Origin of the sequence: Vibrio sp. YMD68, assembly GCF_029958905.1 — a bacterium.
Lineage (GTDB): Bacteria > Pseudomonadota > Gammaproteobacteria > Enterobacterales > Vibrionaceae > Vibrio.
Map to the genome: position 1 here is coordinate 738132 of NZ_CP124613.1, position 18942 is coordinate 757073.

The following is an 18942-nucleotide window of genomic DNA, read 5'->3' on the forward strand; positions in this document are numbered from 1 at the left end:
ATCTTATTGTAATACAAATGAGGTTGGGGTGCGATAAAAAAGTCGTGTTTTTGAGCGGTTTTTAGACTTAAGGCACATGAATCTCTGTGGACAATGCCAAGCAAAGACCGAACTAAAAATAAAAAAAGCCCATGATTCGGGGGAATACATGGGCTTATAAAGTGAGACTATGCGTGCTCTATTTTGCTGTTTCGAGTTGTCGAGCACCAGTCTTAGAAGCATTGACAAGTAGAATACCTACCGTCAGAACGATGGAGCCACATAACAAGAACAGTAAGCGCCCGGTTGGCTCGTTTGGAATCAGAGCCATCGCTAGGATACCGAAACCTGCTGTGCTGATAAGTTTACCTAGCATTGCACGCTGTTTAGTATCAAGGTCTTTTTGTTCTGCGCCTTCTGAAACGACAGGAGTGTTCCAGTTAATGAACAGTTGATCGACTTCTTTTTCACGCTCAGCGGTTAGGCCTTTATAGAACAGAGACGTTAGCATGAAGTAGCCACCAGTGAACACGACGTGCGCAGCCAAGCTTAGGCCTACTTTCAAGTCATTCCATTCACGACTGGTTAGTTCTTGTTCCATTCCAAATAGGTTTTCGATGTGCTCAGCTTGCAGCGTGATACCGAAAATGTAAGAAACAAAACCTGCGACAACCAGTGTTGACCAACCTGACCAGTCAGGAGTCTTGCGGATCCACATACCTAGTAGAGGCGGGATAAGCATTGGGAAGCCGATTAAAGAACCCACGTTCATGACGATGTCAAATAGGCTTAGATGACGCAGCGAGTTAATGAATAAGCCGATACTAATAATTAGAAGACCCATAGCAATGGTGGTGACTTTACTTACAATAACCAATTCGCGTTGAGTTGCGTCTTTGCGCAGGATAGGGCTGTAGAAGTTCATAACGAAGATACCCGCGTTACGGTTCAAGCCGGAGTCCATTGAAGACATGGTTGCTGCAAACATAGCTGACATTAACAGACCAACCATACCCGCTGGCATTACGTTTTGTACGAATGCAAGGTAAGCAGCGTCGCCCGCTTTGTCACCCATTGAAGCATATTGTAGAGCAAAATCTGGCATGAATGCGCTTACATACCAAGGGGGTAGGAACCAGATTAGTGGGCCAACAACCATTAAGATACAAGCAAGGCCTGCTGCTTTACGAGCGTTCTCACTGTCTTTTGCACAAAGGTAACGGTAAGCGTTGATGCTGTTGTTCATCACGCCGAACTGCTTAACGAAGATAAACACAACCCAAAGAATAAAGATGCTGACGTAGTTTAGGTTATTACCTAACATGAAGTCGCCATCGAAGTTCGCAACGATGTTTGAAATGCCACCACCGTGGAAGTATGCCGCAACCGCACAGGTAATAGTAACTGCCATGATAACAAGCATTTGCATGAAATCAGAAGCGACAACAGCCCATGAGCCACCGGTTACCGCCATGGCGACAAGAACAAGCCCGGTTACAATGATGGTGGTTTCCATCGGGATATTGAATACAGCGGCAACGAAGATAGCCAGACCGTTCAGCCAAATGCCCGCTGAAATCAAGCTGTCAGGCATGCCGGCCCAAGTAAATGCTTGCTCAGAAGCTTTACCGAAACGTTGGCGAATGGCTTCAATGGCTGTAACAACACGTAATTGGCGAAATTTCGGTGCGAAATACATGTAATTCATGAAGTAGCCAAATGCGTTGGCTAAGAAGAGGATTACAATGACAAAGCCATCACTGAATGCGCGTCCTGCGGCTCCGGTAAACGTCCATGCTGAAAATTGTGTCATGAATGCAGTTGCACCTACCATCCACCACAACATTTTACCGCCTCCTCTGAAGTAATCACTGGTCGAGGTTGTGAATTTACGGAACATCCAACCAATAGCGATTAAGAAAAAGAAGTAGGCAAGAACAACAAGAGTTTCGATAGTCATTTTTACAGCCTTTTAGGTTTGATAATTAACTGCTGTCTAGATTACTCCAATTTAATTTTATTTGTACTACAATAAGCCTTTATCGTGATCGGTTTCTCATGTTTTTACGGAAAAGATTGAGCGAAATCATACGAGAGGGTCGGGTTTAAAGCCATAAAACAAAAGGTTTAACACGTGGCGCACTAAAGTTTAACAATAAATAACAGCTATATAATAATACAATATTATCTATTTATTGTTCTCGATACCCGTAAGTAGAGAACCTCAATGGGAAACTCTACCTTCTGTATCCTATACCATTTATCTACATCAAAAGCTTAGGGCGGATTCTTGCAGCAACTTGCTGGGAATTTTGACAAGGAAGAGGATTGGATATGCAGTCATTTTATCTCGAACAAAATTGAACCGTGAAAGATCAACATGCTCTAGTTATCTTGCACATATAAAAAACGAGCCAATTGGCTCGTTTGTCGGATATGAGGATAGGAAAAAGCGTTTAACTTACGTGCTTAACCGCATCGCGAACCAGTTCACCAAGCTCGTCCCATTTACCTTCATCCATAAGCTTCGTCGGAACCATCCAAGTGCCGCCACATGCAAGCACTGAAGGAATTGAAAGGTACTCATCTACATTCTTAAGGCTAACACCACCTGTCGGCATAAAGCTGACTGGGTAAACAGCGGTTAGTGCTTTCAGCATGCCAACACCACCTGATGGCTCAGCAGGGAAGAATTTTAGAGTACGTAGACCCATCTCCATTGCTTGCTCAACAAGGCTAGGGTTATTAACACCAGGAACGATAGCAACGCCTTTGTCTAAGCAGTACTGAACGGTACGCGGGTTAAAGCCTGGGCTTACAATGAAGTCAACGCCGGCATCGATAGATGCATCAACTTGCTCATTGGTTAACACCGTGCCAGAACCGATCAGCATATCTGGGAATTCTTTACGCATCACGCGGATCGCTTCAATAGCACACTCAGTACGTAACGTGATTTCAGCACAAGGCATCCCGTTTTCTACTAAGGCGCGTCCTAGTGGAATGGCGTCTTCTACTTTATTGATTGCGATAACGGGAATGACTTTCAGGTTTGCTAACTGTTCATTTAGTGTTGTCATGACGGTATTCTCTTGTCTGTTTTTGGGCTTAGCGGTTTCACTAAGCCTCGCTAAAAATTATAAGGAAAGGTCTGGCATTGCATCAATTGGGATAATCGCGCCTTGATACTGAATCACAGTACCGGCGACACAGTGACCAGCAAAAGCCGCTTCTCGTGGATTACCACCGCACAAACGTTTTGCTAAGAATCCTGCGCTGAACGAATCGCCCGCTGCGGTTGTATCGACAATGGACGTCACTTTGTTTGGCGAAACGTAAGACGCATTGTCACCATCGACAACTAAACAGTCATCTCCACCACGCTTTATGACGATCTCTTTGACACCCGCTTTGGCTGTACGATCAATGCATTGCTCCACATCATCGTCGCCGTAAAGCTCTTGCTCGTCGTCGAAAGTAAGCAGTGCTGTATCGGTTAGGCTAAGCATTTTCGTGTACTGGGTTTGCGCTTCTTCTTGACTCGCCCAAAGTTTAGGACGGTAGTTGTTGTCGAAGAATACTTGTCCACCTTTTGCTTTAAATTGCTCAAGCATGTTGAAAAGAACGCTCCGGCCATTTTCAGTTAAGATAGCCAACGTAATACCACTTAGGTACACAGCATCAAACTCTAGCAATGATCCTACAAGCGCTTCGGCGTTGCTTTGGTCGAATAAGTAACGAGCCGCTGCGTCGTTTCTCCAGTAAAAGAAGCTACGCTCACCAGTACTATCGGTTTCAATGTAGTAAAGACCTGGTTGTTTGTCATCCATGCGGTTGACAAGGCGAGTATCAATACCTTCACTTTGCCATGCTGAAAGCATATCAGAGCTAAAAGAGTCTTGCCCTAACGCAGTAACATAACTGGTCTTAACATTGCGTGTTTTTGTTAAGCGAGAAAGATAAAGTGCGGTGTTAAGCGTGTCGCCGCCAAATGCTTGTTTAAGCCCTTCTTCTTTAGTTTGTAGCTCCACCATGCACTCGCCAATGACTGCGATGTTAAATGATTTCATGTAAGTACCTTAGCAACTGACATTGCGCTAGATTATTTTAAGAAGTCTGCACGTAGCGGTGAAAAAGCATCAAGCAGAATGCTGTCTTGCTCTAGGGCAACGGCACCGTGCATCACGTTTTTAGGCGCAATGTAAGCATCGCCAGCTTTGAGTACTTTTTTCACGCCATCGATTTCAGCTTCAAAGCTTCCGCTGACGACATAACCAATTTGGTCATGAATATCGTGAGTGTGTGGTGCACCAATAGCGCCTTTGTCAAAGCAAAGATGAACGAGCATTAATTCGTCTGTGTAACCAACGATCTTACGTTTAATACCACCGCCAACTTCTTCCCAAGGGGTTTCTTGAATAGAAAAGAAAGGATTCATACTGGTGTTCTCCAAAACTGATTACGGGTTCTATATTGATTGCTAGGTATCATAATAGATAAAAACCAATTGTAATACAATATAGTTAATATTGTGTGATGTTCATCAAGGTGATGTCACTATTCCTAAGCACAGAAAGCCATCGTCATGATGTAATTTCGGATTGTAAAGTCTTTATGCGTGAGGCGTTGGTGCTCTTGTTGTGACGTTAATCATTGTTTTGCGACGATTCGCTATCCTGTTCAGTAATATTGTATTACTTTATTGCGAGTATTATACTAACACTCTAATTTGACGGTGATGGCAACCATGACGATACAACCTATTTTGTTTACCAGTGAGGAAATCGAGCAACTTCACCAAGAGGTTGGGCACCCTACCATAATGGGTAAGGCGATCGCTAAGAACATTGAGGCGCTTGAATCGTTTATGAGTTTGCCCTTGGATGTTCCTGGTCATGGTGATGGTGGGAGCTATGAGCACAACCGTCATAAAGATAACTACACGTATATGAACATAGCCGGCCGCCTTTTTGTGATTACAAAAGAGCAAAAATACGCCGATTTTGTGGTTAGATTGCTAGAGCAATACACCGACAAGTATCTCGGTCTCGGTTACCAGATTCAAAAAAATACCAATCCGACAGGTCGCTTGTTTCATCAAATTCTTAATGAGCACGGCTGGCTACTGTTTACTAGTATTGCTTATTCTTGTGTCGCCTCAACAATGACCGAAGAACAGCGGCAACGTATCGTTGAGCGTCTTTTTATGCCTATGATTGAAATGAGTATTGAAAAATACGCGCATCGTTTTGATCACATTCACAACCATGGCGTCTGGGCCGTTGCTGCGGTCGGTGCGTGCGCCGTTGCCATCGGAAAATTAGAGTATCTAGATATGGCGGTGTACGGCAAAGAGCGTAACGCTACTAGCGGATTTTTAGATCAAGTTTCGAACCTTTTTTCACCCTCAGGCTACTACTTGGAAGGACCTTATTACTCACGGTTTACCATTCGCCCGTTGGTTCTGTTCGCTGAAATTATTCACCGCCATCTGCCTGAGGTTGATATCTACCGCTATAAAAATGGCCTGGTTGGTAAAACGGTTCAAGCATTACTTGCTACGGCCTATCCAAATGGCGTGTTTCCCGCACTCAATGATGCATCACAAAGCATGAGCATTAATGATGCTGGCGTTCAAGTGGCCGTGAGTGTTTACGCAAAACACTATGAACTGGATGATAACATTCTAGGCATGGCAAAGATTCAAGGTGGAGTGTGGATGAACGCTTGCGGCCTTGAGCTCTCTAATGCTTATGAGCGTGCATCGAAAGAGCGCGATATCGGTCTACCTAACTGGCCGAGCATGCAATTAAGTGAAGGTCCACATGGCGACCAAGGAGCACAGGGTTTTATCCGTATGCAGGATAAACAAGGCGATGTGACCCAATTGGTGATGAACTACGGCCAGCACGGCATGGGCCACGGTCACTTCGACACCCTGGGTATTACACTCTTTAATCGTGGCCATGAAGTGCTGCGCGAATACGGGTTTGCTCGTTGGATAAACGTTGAACCTAAATTTGGTGGTCGTTATCTACCTGAAAACCCATCGTATGCACGTCAAACCATTGCGCACAATAGCGTGACTATCGATGAAACTTGTCAGAATAATTTTGATGTTGAACGCGCGGACTCTGTGCATGGTATACCGCACTTCTTTAACGTTGATGATAGTAACATCAAAGGCATGAGCGCATTTGCGAACGCTCACCATGATGGTTTTGAGCAGCAACGCAGTGCTTTTCTTCTCAATCTAGAGGAATTAGAAGCGCCTCTTTTGATTGACCTATATCGACTCGCCGGAGAAGGAGAGCATCAATACGATTATTCTCATCAATATGGTGGTCAAATCATACACACTAACTTTGCCTATGAGACATTCCAAGAACTGAAGACCCTAGGCGATGACAACGGCTATCAGCACCTTTGGAAGGTGGCGCAAGGGCAAGCCAATGAACTGGCATTAGTGAGCTGGCTCCAAGACAACAGTTACAACACTTGGCTTGGTACGAGTTCAAACAATAATGCGGAAGTGATTTTTACTCGCAGTGGGGCAAACGATCCTAGCTTTAACCTGCGCTGTGAGCCTGCATTCATTTTGCGTAGCCGAGGCGAATCCACCTTATTTGCGTCAGTACTTGAAACACATGGCTATTTCAACGAAGAGTTTGAACAGTCTGTTAATGCGCGTGGTCAAGTACAAAACATTCAAGTGATTGGGCACAGTGACATCGCTTCCATCATTGAAATCACGACAAAGAAATCAGTTATTACCCTGATGATCAGCAACCAGGCTGATGCATCAGGTGAAACCAAACACCAAGTAGAATTTAACGATAAAACATACAGCTGGACAGGCTACTACTCACTAGACATCTCTATTTCAGAAGTAGCGACGTCAAAGCAGGAGAATAAATAATGAGCTATCAACCACAAGCTTATCAACCGCTATTAATGAACTTTGAGGAAGCAGCGGAACTTCGTAAAGATCTTGGCAAGGATAGCCTATTAGGAAAAGCGTTATCACGTGATATCGCTCAAACAGATGCTTACATGACTGAAGTTGGCATCGAAGTCCCTGGACACGGTGAAGGTGGGGGTTACGAACATAACCGCCATAAGCAAAACTACATACACATGGATTTAGCGGGTCGTTTATTCCTGATCACTGAAGAAGCGAAATACCGTGATTACATTGTAGAAATGCTAACGGCGTACGCGAAAGTGTACCCAACGCTTGAAAGCAATGTGAGTAAAGATACGAACCCACCGGGCAAGATTTTCCACCAAACATTAAACGAAAACATGTGGATGCTTTACGCGTCATGTGCATACAGCTGTGTTTACCATACGCTTGAAGACGATCAGAAAACGTTGATTGAAACGGATCTGTTTAAGCAAATGATTGACCTTTTCGTTGTAACTTACGGCCATGACTTTGACATCGTTCACAACCACGGTTTGTGGGCTGTTGCCGCGGTTGGTATCTGTGGTTACGCAATCAACGATCAAGAGTCTGTAGACAAAGCCATGTACGGCTTGAAGTTGGACAAAGTGAGCGGCGGTTTCTTAGCGCAACTCGACCAACTGTTCTCGCCAGACGGCTACTACATGGAAGGTCCTTACTACCACCGTTTCTCTCTGCGTCCAATCTACCTGTTCGCAGAAGCGATTGAACGTCGTCAGCCAGAAATTGGCATCTACGAGTTCAACGACTCAGTCATTAAGACCACATCTTACGCGGTATTTAAAACAGCTTTCCCAGACGGTTCATTGCCTGCTTGTAACGATTCATCGAAAACGATCTCTATCAACGATGAAGGCGTAGTGATGGCAACCTCTGTGTGTTTCCACCGTTACGAGCAAGCCGAAACGCTTCTTGCGATGGCGAATCACCAGCAAAACGTATGGGTTCACGCATCAGGCCAAACACTGTCTAACGCAGTTGAAGCGGCTGATGAAATCAAGCCATTTAACTGGGGCAGCCTCTACATCACTGATGGCCCTGAAGGCGAGAAGGGTGGTCTAGGTATTCTACGTCACCGTGACGAGAAAGATGACGACACGATGGCGCTTATCTGGTTTGGTCAGCACGGTTCTGATCACCAGTACCATTCAGCGCTCGATCACGGTCACTACGATGGTTTACACCTAAGTGTGTTCAACCGTGGCCACGAAGTGCTTCACGATTATGGTTACGGTCGTTGGGTTAACGTTGAGCCGAAATTTGGCGGTCGTTACATCCCAGAGAACAAGTCTTACTGTAAGCAGACGGTGGCTCACAACACAGTGACAGTTAACCAGAAGACACAAAACAACTTCAACACGGCATTGGCAGAGTCGAAGTTTGGTGAGAAGCACTTCTTCAACATCGAGAATGAAAAACTGCAAGGCATGAGTGGACGTATCTCAGGTTACTACGAAGGGACTGAAATGCAGCGCAGTATTCTTCTGGCTGATCTTCCTGAATTCGAAAAGCCACTAGTGATTGATGTTTACCGCATCGAGTCTGAGCAAGAGAATCAATATGATCTTCCTGTGCATTACTCGGGTCAAATCATCCGTACTGATTTTGAATACCAAACCGAATCTACACTGAAACCTGTGGGCGACTCTGATGGCTACCAACATCTTTGGAACCTAGGTTCAGGTAAAGTTCCTCATTCATCAGAAAGAACAAGCTCTCTAGTCAGCTGGCTGGTGAACAACAGCTACTACTCACTAGTCACCAGTGCAGCGGCTGACAGTGAAGTGATTTTTGCTCGCCTAGGTGCTAACGATCCTGATTTCAACCTGCGCAGCGAGCCAGCAATGATCATGCGTCAGTCTGGCAAAGACCATGTTTTTGCATCAGTGCTAGAAACTCACGGCTACTTCAATGAAGAGTTTGAGCAATCGACTAACGCACGTGGTTTAGTTGAGTCAGTGACGGTTGTTGGCCACAACGAGGTAGGCACAGTGATTCGCATTGCAACAACGTCAGGTAACACTTATCACTACGGTATTTCTAACCAAGTTGAAGATAAGCAACAATCAACACATACGGTTGAATTTGCCGGTGAAACATTCACCTGGGAAGGATCATTCGCTCAGATCTAATCACTTTTAAATCTGAGCACTTTCAAATCTAAGCACTGTTCAATTTAAGCATTGTTCAATCTAAGCACAGAGTGAACAGTAAGTTAATAGCCGGATGCGATATGAAGTATCCGGCTTTTTATATTGAGATTCCGTTTACCGCTTCTATATCGCTTTCATTACTAGCAAGCCTTATTGGCAAGCATTACTAGTTAAGCATTGATAGAAAGGGTAGGAAGGAGGGACATTTTTCTTCTTTTGGCGGTTAGATATCACCATGTTGGATGAGTTCTCATTCATGAGATTCAAAATATCTATATGTCATGATTTCAGCTACTATACTACCCGTTGCACTGCCGAAAGATACTATTGTTAAGGAAATTTCAATGATGAGCGTATTACAAAAATACAAGGTAAAAACCAAGTTGATGGGCTTGGTTGCTATTGCCGCGACGCTGATGTTAATGACCACTGTTTTTCATTTACATCAATCCTATCAAACGGATGTTTCCGATCGGAAATCCGCAATGAAAGAACAAGTCAAGGCGGCGGTGAGTTTGGTTCAGTACTATTCCAACAAGTACCCGAATGATCAAGAACAAGCACAAACAGAAGCTAAACTCGCTTTGGAATCGATGCGCTTTGAAGGAAAAAATTATTTTTGGATCGTCGATACTGACAATACCTTAATAATGCATCCCCTGCGTAAGACTCAAGAAGGTCAATCGATGCAATCGGTCACCGATGCTTCGGGAAAACAGCATTGGTTAGAAATGACAACGATTGGTCGTGGGGTAGGGGAAGGATTTTTGACTTACGCTTGGGTAGCCCCTAACGGTGAAACTTCGGAAAAAGTCTCTTACGTAGAAAACTTTACTCAATGGAACTGGGTGATAGGGACAGGAGTCCATCTGCTCGATATTGAGTCTCGTTTTATGGAGAATACCATCGGGCAAGTAGGTAAAATTGCTGTTGTTTTGGTGCTCCTTATTGTTTTCGGTATCATGATTGCCAACGATATTTGCCAACCTTTAAGTACTTTGATCGCTAGAGTGAAAAAGCTCGAAGAAGGGGATCTTACTCAAGATTTCACCATAACGAGAAAAGATGAAATAGGGGAAATATCAGCCGCACTGCACTCTGCTTCTCAAGCCATTAGAACGACGCTAAAAACAGCAAGTGAAAGCACAGAGCAGTCCATTGCAATGAGTGGCACTATAGCGGCAGCCACAGAGCAATGGTCGCACTCCATCACCGATCAACACCAACAGTTATCGCAGTTGTCTGAGGCGATGGAAGAAATGAATTCAACCATCAATGAAGTGGCCCATAATGCAGAAACTGCTTCAACGTCAACATCTGAAATTAACGGTCAGGTGGTATCTAGCCATCAGTTAATGAACAAAGCTCTTGAATCTATTCATAATGTATCAAAAGGTATTCAAATCTCTGATGCTCGAGTGGGTGAGCTAAAAGTGGGTGTCGACGAAATTGGTAATGTTACGCAGGTTATTCAAGGCGTATCAGAGCAAACGAATCTGTTGGCGCTCAATGCCGCTATTGAGGCTGCACGTGCGGGAGAACAAGGCCGAGGTTTTGCCGTTGTGGCTGATGAAGTACGAAGCTTAGCCAGCCGAACGCAGCAGTCAACGATCGAAATTCAAGAAACGATTAACAAGCTTGATGAGAGCAGCATGAGATCGGTTCAATCAATGTCAGAGTGCACAACGCAAACCCAGGTGTGTGTAGAAAATACCGAGCAAATTCAAGTGGCTTTGGAGCAGATCTCAACGCTCGTTTCCCATGCTAACGATATGATCATGCAAGTCGCTACTGCCACAGAACAGCAAGGGGCCGTAACGGGGGAGATAAATACGACGGTGACTAATATTCATAACGCAGCGGATGAAATCAGCCAAGGCGCTCAGCATTTAACTTCTGAGAGCTATGCTCTGAATGAAACAGCAACGGCACTTGGCAAACAGCTTAAACACTTTATTGTTTAGCCGTTAAGTGTGAATCAATCAGCGAGCCTATGTGGCTCGCTTTTTTGTTTCCCCAATTGCTATTGCATTGTTGATTGTCTGGCTGCCTGATTTCCCCAATGAATAAATAAATCAGTTGAGAGAAGAGGCCACCTTGTTTGTTATACTCTCTTCAAACCACGGGTTATTGCGTGTTTGCCTGAAAGGTAGGTTTCAAGGAGCTATGTCCTATAGAGCTATGTTTTATAGAGCTATGTCTTATAGATCTATGCCCCAAAGAGCTACGCCCATAAACTCGATCAGTGTAATAAATCATGGCAAGAACCCTCTTGAAATGGTCATTCCAAGTTAGAAAGGAAATGTTATCAATGGCTGTGCTTCAACACATTCGTGTCACTTTGTTTTTCGTTGCTACCCTCACCGGATGCGCATCACTTCCTGAAAAAGTGTCCCACTCAGCAGTGCCGGTGGTTAGCCAGCAAAGCAGCACATTGTCTCAGATGAGTGATGCCTACCAGCTAGCGCAACCCAACATTGGAATGAGTGCTGTCTCGGTTCTTGATACTGGATGGGACGCGTTAGCTCAGAGGTTGGCACTCATTGAAACCGCAGAGCACAGTATCGATATTCAATATTACATATGGAACTCCGATGTTTCTGGCCGTTACTTGGCAAGCCGCTTGGTGGCAGCGGCAGAACGTGGGGTAAAAGTTCGCTTGATGTTGGATGATATCAACCTGAATGAACGAGAAAACTTGTTGACCACACTCGATTCTCACCCAGATATAGAGATCCGCATTTATAATCCAGCGCCAAGTCGTGGCGGGGTGTCCAAGCTGGTGAGTGTATTGGGGGATTTCTCTCGTTTAAATCGCCGTATGCACAATAAGTCATTCACGGTTGATGGCGCTCTGTCGGTTGTGGGAGGGCGAAATATTGGCGATGAGTATTTTGACCTTTCTGATGACATTAACTTTCGTGACCGAGACGCACTGGTCATGGGCGCTGTGGTCGCAGATATAGAGGAAAGCTTTGCCCAATACTGGGACAGTGACTGGTCTTATCCTGTTCACTTGCTAGGGGGCGAAGCCACAGTCGATTTTGCTGATCTGAATAATATTACAGATTTGGCTGGGTTGACGGGTTTTGGTGAGGTAGAAGTGCCGCGCTATTCAGACTATCCAGCTTTACCTGACGGTAATTCTAAACCTGACGGCAATTCTAAACCTGACGGCAATCCTGAGGGAAACAAGGCGGCGAAAACGTTGCTGAACGAGACAATGGAGCAAATGAGCTGGGTTAAGGCTCAGTATGTGTCGGACCGCCCGGTTCCTGTTGACGAAACCAACACCAACCAACCCAAGGCGACGGCGCGATTCATGGCCCAATTGGCTGAGCAATCAGAGCACGAAATATTATTGGAGTCGGCCTATTTGATCTTCGATGAGTCGCAGCTAGAAATGTCCCAAATGTTGACGAGTGAAGGTGTCGTAATCAAAGCGTTAACCAATTCAATGGCATCGAATGATCTGCTCACCAACCATTCGGGCTACGCGGGTCGACGGTTAGATATATTGGAAAGTGGTGTTCAGTTGTTTGAGTTGAAACCCGATAGCACACTGTGTGAGATGTCGACCAAGGATGTGTCTAAATGCGCGCCATCAGCGCCGTATGGGCTTCACACCAAATCAGCGGTATTTGACAGAAAAATAGCCACCATCGGATCATTTAATTTCAATTTACGTTCAACGTATCTCAATACCGAATCTCTACTTGTGATCGACAATGAAGATGTCGCTAAACGCCTAGCAGAAGCGATGGATCAGACGATGAACGAAGACCACAGTTGGCGTGTCGATCTTGAGAGTGGCGAAGTGCGCTGGCACTCTGGTTCAGAAAGCTGGAATAGCGAACCTGAAACGGGCCGCTGGGAGCGAGTGAAGTCTCGTTTTCTACAGTTGTTACCGATTGAGAAATACTTGTAAAAATCAGGCTATACATCCATGCCATGAGCCATATTTTTGATTTCCACGCTGTTTTGAATGTCAGCATTGTTTTGAATTTCAGCATTGAGGGCTGACTAACAGAGACTGTGCACCTTTTGATGAGGCAGGCTCAAGTATTCGGTCGCACAAAACTATCGAGCCAGCCCTCAGTTGATTTTACTTTTATTGCTTCCTTTAGCTTAGAGGTAGCGCTGCATACTCAGATCATGATGCTCAATTTGAGGTGTTTTATTGCTGACAATATCAGCGATCAACTGCCCAGAACCACACGCCATTGTCCAGCCTAACGTACCGTGACCGGTATTAGTGAATAGGTTTTTAATGGGTGTTTTTCCTATCACCGGGGTACCGTCTGGTGTCATTGGCCTTAAACCTGTCCAATATTGAGCCTGCTCAAAATCACCCACATCAGGGAACAGATCATTCACTACGCGATTAATGGTGGCTTTCCTTTTGTCAGGAATCGACAGGTCGAAGTCGGTCAATTCGGCTGTCCCGGCAATTCTTAAACGATCTTCAAATCGAGTAATGGCGACTTTATAAGTTTCGTCCATAACGGTTGACTGTGGCGCATGTTCAACGTGATCAATGGGTAATGTCAGCGAATAACCTTTTACAGGGTAAGTCGGTAATTGGATGCCAAGTGGGGCGAGCAATTTGGCTGAGTAACTCCCGCAAGCGACAACATAATGATCGGCTTGTAACGGGCCAAGACTGGTTTCAACGGATTCAACGACGCCGTTGTTTTGGGTTAATGAATGAATGTCAGTATCAAAATGGAAGTGAACGCCAGCTTGCTTAGCCAATTCAGTCAACTGTTGGCAGAAAAGAAAGCAGTCTCCGGTTTCGTCATCAGGTAAATGCAATCCTCCCACGATTTTTTCTTGCACTCGCTTGAGCGCGGGCTCTTTCTCGATGCAACCTTGGGTATCAAGTAAAGAAAATTGAGTGTGACTTTGCTTAAGCAGAGCCATGTCTTTTTCTATAGCGATAAGCTGTTTAGAGTTTCTAAAGACTTGCAACGTTCCGAGCTGACGGCCCTGATACTGAATGTCGGTATTTGTTCTAAGCTCACCTAGGCACGTTCGGCTATAATTCGCCAAGCGCAGCATTCTTGATTTGTTGGTGTTGTAATGTGAAGCGCTGCAATTTTTGAGCATTTTACTTGCCCAAGAGATCATCGCGGGTGAAAGGCTCGGTTTTATTTTGAGCGGGGCATGTTCTTGCATTAGCCATTGTATTGCTTTTAGTGGAATACCCGGCGCCGCCCACGGTGATGAATAACCGTAAGATATCTGACCGGCGTTGGCGAAGCTGGTTTCTTTCCCACATTCTGATTGCCTATCGACAACGGTTACCGAATGTCCCTGAAGGGAGAGGTACCATGCACTTGTCAGCCCTATTACACCGCCACCTAATACAATTACTTTCATTACATTTCCTTCTTGTCAGTTGGCGCTAGTTTGTGTGTTTTACAAATCGCTAACAATCGATAAGAATTAACAACAGTGTATAGAAATTCTAAAGGCAGAAAGTGAAGTACTTGAAAAGCAATATGGCTTCAGCATTGATGACGTTTGTTGAAGTCGGTAAACGGGGCAGTTTGACCGGCGCAGCGAAAGCAAAGTGTTTAACGACAGGGGCGATTAGCCAACAACTGCTTCAACTTGAGAATAATCTAGGGGTGCGATTAGTTGATCGACATTCCCGTGGTGTCACCTTGACGGAAGCTGGGCAATTGTTGCACCGAGTCGCGTCCTCAAGCTTTCAAGATATTGATACCGCTTTGGCGAGTTTACAAGCTCATTCCGTGGGCTCTTCAGAAGTAAGATTAAAACTCACTCCGTCATTTGCTTTTAAATGGCTAGTCCCGAGACTAGAAGGGTTTCATCGTTTATATCCAGACATTCAAGTACAAATCTATGCGGAAGGTGCTCTGGTCGACCACACGTCGCAAGATTTCGATGTTGTGATCGATTATGGCCCGATACCTTATCGTGACTCTCATGCTGAATTGTTGCTAGAAGAAAAGCTGATGCCTGTCATGAGCCGCCATTATTTGGACAAACACAATGTATCTAAAGGGCAGCAGGTGGAATCAACAAGCTGGTCTAGCGTTACCTTGTTGCACGATGCGCTGCCCTGGCCGGGGGCCATCAGACAGCATGAATGGAAGTATTGGGCGGAAAAAAATGGTGTAACGACACCGGTTGATAAAGGCCATTTCTTTAATCGAACGGATATGGCAATGTCAGCTGCGGAAGCTGGGGTTGGCATTGCAATGGCAAGAGAGGCCTTGATCCAAGATGAGTTATCTAGCGGCCGATTGGTTGCACCGTTTCCAGCGATGAATGCAAAAGCCGGGTACTTTCTTATTGCTCATTCTCATTCAGTAGCAGCGCAGTGCTTTACTCAGTGGGTTCGCTCTCAAGTGTCTGAATCAATGCTTAAGGAGGCTTAGTTTTCAATGGATTGGATATGGGGTTGAACTAAAATCAAAGCGGTTATCGAACGCTTTGAGGATATGTCGAGAGGAAAGAGAAGACAAAAGCGCACTATAATCGAGAGTAAACGTGACCTTTTGTCCGACGTATAATGGAACGTCTGACGTTTCAACGAGCAAGTGGTCACTGGTTGATGAGGTTATTGTTATCCCTTGTGGTGCGCCAAGTCCTGTGACACAGACATCTTGGCTGCCTAAAGCAAGAATGGCCTGTGAAACCATTCCTTTATTGGTAATGACCTCTTTTTCTCCAAACGCGTTCGTGCTTCTGGTGCCCCAGGGTAACGAAGGTTTCGTTTTAGATTCGATCACTTCGGCGGTTAATGTGATTGCATCGGTATGCAGCCCTTCAATTTGGTTTTGATCTAACGGAACACAACCAAGAAAAATCGCCTCTCCGATACGAAGGTTATTGATACGAGTATTGCCGGTATGATTAAGAGCCCAATTGATAGATGCCGAATTTCCCCCAGATACAATATCGAGCGTGATCCCAAAGGTCGTTTCGATCTCATCGGCAAGGCTGGACAGAAGCGCCATTTTTTGATTGTCAGGCGCAATACCATAACGACAGGCCAGATTCGCCCCAATTCCTCTAATGGTAATGTTGGGTAGGGAAATGATCTTACGGACAAAACCCATAACGCGATTTGGCATGATGCCTTCTCTCAGATCGCCCAGTTCGACCATGATAACAATGCCATGATGAATGTTGGCCTGCTTTGCAGCTTTGGCAAGTCTTTGAATTACAATGACTTCTGTGTTGAAGCTGACATCACAGCCTCTTACAATACGGTCTACTTGGCTTAGCATAGGCGTGCGTATCAACATTGTCGGTACAGAAATACCCGATTGCGTCATTCTTTGGATGTTTTCGATTCTAGAATCTGCAAACATTGCCGCGCCAGCATCTACAAGCGTTCTAGCAATAATAGGATGCCCTAGGAAGACTTTTGTAACCGGTGTAACGGATATGTTCTTTAAAGCGAGTTGAGAAATAAGGAGCTGCGCATTGTGATGGATTTTGGTGCAGTCGATGTCTAATCGAGGGTACTTCACCCTTTTTCTACCAATTTACTTGCTATCAGAGGGTACGCTGACAATACGATGTTTACGAGTTGTTCAGTGGGTTGTGATAATGCATCGGTAACCGGAATGCCCAATTCACTCGAGTATCCACTCATTGCAGTAAGTATTTCATCAGAAGACATCCCTTCGTGGTTAAGCGTGATGCCAATAACGGAGGTGTCTGAAAACGTTTCGATAAGGTTTATTTCTGACGCTAATGTAGGCATAGGCATGCCAGGAAAGTCGATGCGGTTCAAACGCTTTGGTGCATGTTGCAAAATAACGCCCGTTGGGCAACTGCCACGCAATATGAATGCACTCGTTGAAAACGCAGGGTGACTTAGGGCGCCTTGTCCTTCAATGATGATAATGTCCGGGTGTTCCGTTTCATAGGCTTTGACGATCACTGACTCTAATTCACCAGCGCAGAATTGAGAAGGGACGGCATCGAGCGCAACACAGTAAGGAGCACCTTGCATGATTCCAGTTTGCCCAGTCGCAATCATAACAACGTTAAGACCTTTTTTAGTTAGTTCATTGGCTAATATGGTTGCGGTCGTGCGCTTGCCTAGTGCGCAGTCTGTCCCCAGCACAGCGATTCTTGGGCATTTTACGCTGTGTATCTGTCCACTAAATGTTTGCAGATCTTCTTTATTTTTTGGTTTTCGAATATCGAGTATCTGAACGTTGTGCTTTATGCTTGCTTCTAAAAAAATGGGATCGTCTGTTAGAAACTCATGCAGTCCGTTGACGATACTCATCTTCACCGACATTGCGTTCAAAATGATGCTCTTTTCTCGATCAGATAAAAGCCCGCTTGATGGCGCGATCCCAAAAATGAAGTAATCAGGCGGGGTACTGGCTTGAAGCAGCGCTTCGTCCACATTTGCAACAATGGGAATGCCGTTTTTCGCATCATCAAGGACTTCACCGGAATCCAAACCTGCGCAGCTACTGTCAATTATCGATAAGATTCGATAATTGTGTGAATGCCTGACCAATCCATTTGCCGTTTTACCATCAATTTTCCCGAAGTTACCTTCGCAATAAATAATCGCTGTAGGTATGACTGGGTTAACTGGATGATGAAGTGGTGTCCAAGGTTCGGCACACGCTAACTCGCTGTCTATTTCTGTTTTTTCTGTTCGATTAAGTTGGAAGATTGTTCTTAGCTTTTTTGTCGTGGTTGACATGGTTACAGCCTTGTCTTTAAGGCTTAGGGGGCGACTAAGGAGTGCCGAGATGCGAGTTCGGAAAAGAAAAGAAGTCCCTACTAAGCGGTAGGGAGAGTGATCACCGTAACATACTTACTGGATTCTTGTTGGGTTATATCACTGGGCATTCTAGAAGCGACTCAAAATGAGGTTGAATGCATAATGTTTGAACGTCATGAATCAGAATGTTCAAAATACATTTATATGAAGAGTGGTCAAATAAAGTACGTTAGAAGAGCACCACAATTAAGAACATCATAATCTAGCGCACCCAAAGTCTTCGCAGAACACATTGAGCCTTTGCTGGAATCACCAACCGATGTTTCATTTATGAAAAAATGCTAACAATTTATAAGAAGAGTGGTTAATACGCTGCGCGTGAAGGTCGAATGCGTTCTGTTAGTGTTATGTTGGCGGTGTGATCCAATAAAAGGAATGCTCTATGAAAATACTCACAAATATATGTTCAGATAATCTATCCGCAAGTAAGCAGTTTTACGTTGGACTTCTTGGCTTTAACGTAAAATACGATAGTGATTGGTATGTACAACTATGCTCACCAGACGATTAAGATCAGGCTACCATCTAAAAAATCACGTAACGAGGTATGTATAAATCATGGACAATGAACAGTTGGAATACGCTGGCTTTTGGGTCAGAGTTGGGGCGGCGTTAATTGATACGCTTTTGTTGTTACTCATTACAATGCCGTTGTTGTATTGGATATATGGTGAATATCTTTTTACCTCAGAGGATTTCATTGTTGGAGGTTGGGATTTTTTGATCAGTTGGGTTTTACCATTCATCGCGACTGTTCTGTTTTGGGTGTATCGTTCAGCAACGCCAGGGAAAATTGCGTTGAAACTGCAAGTTGTGAATGCCGACACTGGGTTGCCATTAACGCCAGGTAAATCAGTGTTACGATACGTGGCTTATTACGTCAGCATTATACCTCTTTGTCTTGGCTTCATTTGGGTTGCATTTAGCAGCAAGAAACAAGGTTGGCATGATTTGATCGCCAAAACAGTAGTGGTTAGAACACCGAGAGCGGGAATCGATTCTGTTAACTTTAGTAAACGCAGTGAATAGGAGACTCAGTCATTACTGGG

At 44.8% G+C, this 18942-nt stretch carries 13 protein-coding genes; 6 read left to right on the forward strand and 7 right to left on the reverse strand.

Translation table 11 applies throughout. The features are described from left to right. Nucleotides 1-178: 178 nt before the first annotated feature. The 4 genes from QF117_RS03345 to QF117_RS03360 form a co-directional block, all read right to left on the reverse strand. Nucleotides 179-1939 (reverse strand): transporter, encoded by a 1761-nt coding sequence (locus QF117_RS03345; protein ID WP_282384634.1) that lies wholly within the window; start codon nucleotides 1937-1939, stop codon nucleotides 179-181. A 496-nt stretch (nucleotides 1940-2435) separates the two neighbouring features. Next, complete coding sequence (locus tag QF117_RS03350; protein ID WP_282384635.1) at nucleotides 2436-3059, reverse strand: bifunctional 4-hydroxy-2-oxoglutarate aldolase/2-dehydro-3-deoxy-phosphogluconate aldolase; 624 nt, start codon at nucleotides 3057-3059, stop codon at nucleotides 2436-2438. A 57-nt stretch (nucleotides 3060-3116) separates the two neighbouring features. Further along, the gene (locus QF117_RS03355; RefSeq protein ID WP_282384636.1) at nucleotides 3117-4049 is read right to left on the reverse strand and encodes a sugar kinase; all 933 of its coding nucleotides are present in this window, start codon (nucleotides 4047-4049) and stop codon (nucleotides 3117-3119) included. Nucleotides 4050-4081: 32 nt separating this feature from the next. Continuing rightward, nucleotides 4082-4417 (reverse strand): cupin domain-containing protein, encoded by a 336-nt coding sequence (locus QF117_RS03360; protein WP_282384637.1) that lies wholly within the window; start codon nucleotides 4415-4417, stop codon nucleotides 4082-4084. A 309-nt stretch (nucleotides 4418-4726) separates the two neighbouring features. Between QF117_RS03360 and QF117_RS03365 the strand changes: the two genes are divergently transcribed. The 4 genes from QF117_RS03365 (at nucleotide 4727) to QF117_RS03380 (ending at nucleotide 13027) form a co-directional block, all read left to right on the forward strand. Further along, nucleotides 4727-6898 carry a heparinase II/III family protein gene (locus QF117_RS03365; RefSeq protein WP_282384638.1) on the forward strand — a complete coding sequence of 724 codons (2172 nt, stop codon included), beginning with the start codon at nucleotides 4727-4729 and terminating at the stop codon, nucleotides 6896-6898. Next, on the forward strand, nucleotides 6898-9078 hold the full coding sequence (locus QF117_RS03370; protein WP_282384640.1) for a heparinase II/III family protein: 2181 nt from the start codon (nucleotides 6898-6900) through the stop codon (nucleotides 9076-9078). The genes QF117_RS03365 and QF117_RS03370 overlap by 1 nt, the downstream gene beginning before the upstream one ends. A gap of 365 nt (nucleotides 9079-9443) precedes the next feature. Beyond that, entirely contained in the window at nucleotides 9444-11063 is a 1620-nt protein-coding gene (locus QF117_RS03375) for a methyl-accepting chemotaxis protein (RefSeq protein ID WP_282384641.1), read from the forward strand. A gap of 347 nt (nucleotides 11064-11410) precedes the next feature. Further along, nucleotides 11411-13027, forward strand: coding sequence for a phospholipase D family protein (locus QF117_RS03380; protein WP_282384642.1), 1617 nt, complete (start codon nucleotides 11411-11413; stop codon nucleotides 13025-13027). A gap of 200 nt (nucleotides 13028-13227) precedes the next feature. On the opposite strand, the gene QF117_RS03385 is transcribed toward QF117_RS03380, so the two are convergent. Further along, on the reverse strand, nucleotides 13228-14481 hold the full coding sequence (locus tag QF117_RS03385) for a D-amino acid dehydrogenase (RefSeq protein ID WP_282384644.1): 1254 nt from the start codon (nucleotides 14479-14481) through the stop codon (nucleotides 13228-13230). 122 nt (nucleotides 14482-14603) lie between these two features. Between QF117_RS03385 and QF117_RS03390 the strand changes: the two genes are divergently transcribed. Then, on the forward strand, nucleotides 14604-15509 hold the full coding sequence (locus tag QF117_RS03390; RefSeq protein WP_282386137.1) for a LysR substrate-binding domain-containing protein: 906 nt from the start codon (nucleotides 14604-14606) through the stop codon (nucleotides 15507-15509). Between the two features lie 3 nt (nucleotides 15510-15512). On the opposite strand, the gene QF117_RS03395 is transcribed toward QF117_RS03390, so the two are convergent. Both QF117_RS03395 and QF117_RS03400 read right to left on the reverse strand, forming a co-directional pair. Next, nucleotides 15513-16610 (reverse strand): alanine/ornithine racemase family PLP-dependent enzyme, encoded by a 1098-nt coding sequence (locus QF117_RS03395; protein WP_282384645.1) that lies wholly within the window; start codon nucleotides 16608-16610, stop codon nucleotides 15513-15515. Beyond that, entirely contained in the window at nucleotides 16607-17812 is a 1206-nt protein-coding gene (locus QF117_RS03400; protein WP_282384647.1) for a DUF1611 domain-containing protein, read from the reverse strand. Before QF117_RS03400 ends, QF117_RS03395 begins: the two co-directional genes overlap by 4 nt. Nucleotides 17813-18451: 639 nt before the next feature. Here QF117_RS03400 and QF117_RS03405 point away from each other — a divergent pair. Next, nucleotides 18452-18922 carry an RDD family protein gene (locus QF117_RS03405; RefSeq protein WP_282384648.1) on the forward strand — a complete coding sequence of 157 codons (471 nt, stop codon included), beginning with the start codon at nucleotides 18452-18454 and terminating at the stop codon, nucleotides 18920-18922. Nucleotides 18923-18942 lie beyond the last annotated feature (20 nt).

Excerpts from the sequence above, each read along its gene's own strand:
- QF117_RS03345 (WP_282384634.1), bottom strand. The coding sequence starts at position 1,939 with ATGACTATCGAAACTCTTGTTGTTCTTGCCTACTTCTTTTTCTTAATC.
- QF117_RS03350 (WP_282384635.1), bottom strand. The coding sequence starts at position 3,059 with ATGACAACACTAAATGAACAGTTAGCAAACCTGAAAGTCATTCCCGTT.
- QF117_RS03355 (WP_282384636.1), bottom strand. The coding sequence starts at position 4,049 with ATGAAATCATTTAACATCGCAGTCATTGGCGAGTGCATGGTGGAGCTA.
- QF117_RS03360 (WP_282384637.1), bottom strand. The coding sequence starts at position 4,417 with ATGAATCCTTTCTTTTCTATTCAAGAAACCCCTTGGGAAGAAGTTGGC.
- QF117_RS03365 (WP_282384638.1), top strand. The coding sequence starts at position 4,727 with ATGACGATACAACCTATTTTGTTTACCAGTGAGGAAATCGAGCAACTT.
- QF117_RS03370 (WP_282384640.1), top strand. The coding sequence starts at position 6,898 with ATGAGCTATCAACCACAAGCTTATCAACCGCTATTAATGAACTTTGAG.
- QF117_RS03375 (WP_282384641.1), top strand. The coding sequence starts at position 9,444 with ATGATGAGCGTATTACAAAAATACAAGGTAAAAACCAAGTTGATGGGC.
- QF117_RS03380 (WP_282384642.1), top strand. The coding sequence starts at position 11,411 with ATGGCTGTGCTTCAACACATTCGTGTCACTTTGTTTTTCGTTGCTACC.
- QF117_RS03385 (WP_282384644.1), bottom strand. The coding sequence starts at position 14,481 with ATGAAAGTAATTGTATTAGGTGGCGGTGTAATAGGGCTGACAAGTGCA.
- QF117_RS03390 (WP_282386137.1), top strand. The coding sequence starts at position 14,604 with ATGGCTTCAGCATTGATGACGTTTGTTGAAGTCGGTAAACGGGGCAGT.
- QF117_RS03400 (WP_282384647.1), bottom strand. The coding sequence starts at position 17,812 with ATGTCAACCACGACAAAAAAGCTAAGAACAATCTTCCAACTTAATCGA.
- QF117_RS03405 (WP_282384648.1), top strand. The coding sequence starts at position 18,452 with ATGGACAATGAACAGTTGGAATACGCTGGCTTTTGGGTCAGAGTTGGG.